Here is a 957-nt window from a genome sequence, read left to right on the forward strand (position 1 = left end):
GTCCCGACCGGTGTCCCGACCGGTGTCCCGACCGGTGTTCCGGCCGGTGTCCTGGCCTTTGTGGTGCGTCATGTCCCCTGCATACCCGACCCGGCGCGGGCGCGCCCGTGAACGCGGACGGGCCGTGTGATTCCCGTGGACTGAATTTCGGTCCTCGCAGTGGCGCCCGCCACACCGATTGGCGTTTACTGGCCCGCGCCGCTCCCGGCGCGCGACCGATGCCGCGGGGTGGTGGGCCGTGCGACGGCGTACGGCCATGACTCGCGCACAAGGGTGTGGGCGAGGAGGGGGAGAGCTGTGCTGCGGAGCTTGGGGCAGAGGCCAGTGACCGGCAGAGACGAGGACCTGAGAGTGGCGGAGTTGCGCTCAGCCGTGTCCCGGCTGCGGCGGGAACTCGCCGCGCATCCGGCGGAGTTCCCTGACCGGGGGATCGCGGAGGATGAGTTGGCGGCGCTCGCGGCCATGGTTGTCAGTGGGATGCCTGAGGTGCCTCGCCTGCGGCGTTCGCTGCTTCTGATCGCGGGGTCGATCGGGTCTGTGAGTGCGTTGGCTCGGGGGCTGGCGCAGGTGCGTACGGCGGTGGAGTTGTTCGGGGAGCCGCCGCGGCGGTGAAGGTGTGGGGTGTTTCCCGCCCCCGCCGCCCCTACCCGTCCCATCCCCCAGGGGCCGTGCCCCCGTGCGCCTTGCAAAGGGTGGGTAGGGCACCACATGTTGTCGGCATGCCTTTCAACAGCGGAAACGCCACCCTGACCACCGCATCCGTCGCCCTGGACGCGCTCACGGGCCGTGAGTACCTGCGCGTGTCTGTGGACACCTCCGGGCGGCAGCGCTCCGTCACGGAGCAACACGACGACAACGCGAGGACGACAGCACGGCACGGCATCGTCATCGAGGGCGCGCCCTACGTCGACAACGACCGGTCGGCCAGCCGGTACGCGAGCAAGGCGCGCGATGACT

At 70.5% G+C, this 957-nt stretch carries 2 protein-coding genes; both read left to right on the forward strand.

The window, feature by feature from the left end:
- Nucleotides 1–324: 324 nt before the first annotated feature.
- Nucleotides 325–612: a DUF5955 family protein gene (locus I8N67_RS41715; RefSeq protein ID WP_307835535.1), complete on the forward strand. Its 288-nt coding sequence runs from the start codon at nt 325–327 to the stop codon at nt 610–612.
- A 107-nt stretch (nt 613–719) separates the two neighbouring features.
- Nucleotides 720–957 (forward strand): hypothetical protein (locus I8N67_RS41720; RefSeq protein ID WP_200309595.1); only part of this gene is annotated, 238 nt, incomplete at its 3' end.

The sequence above is a fragment of the Streptomyces adelaidensis genome (genome assembly GCF_016598475.1).
Taxonomy (GTDB): domain Bacteria; phylum Actinomycetota; class Actinomycetes; order Streptomycetales; family Streptomycetaceae; genus Streptomyces; species Streptomyces adelaidensis.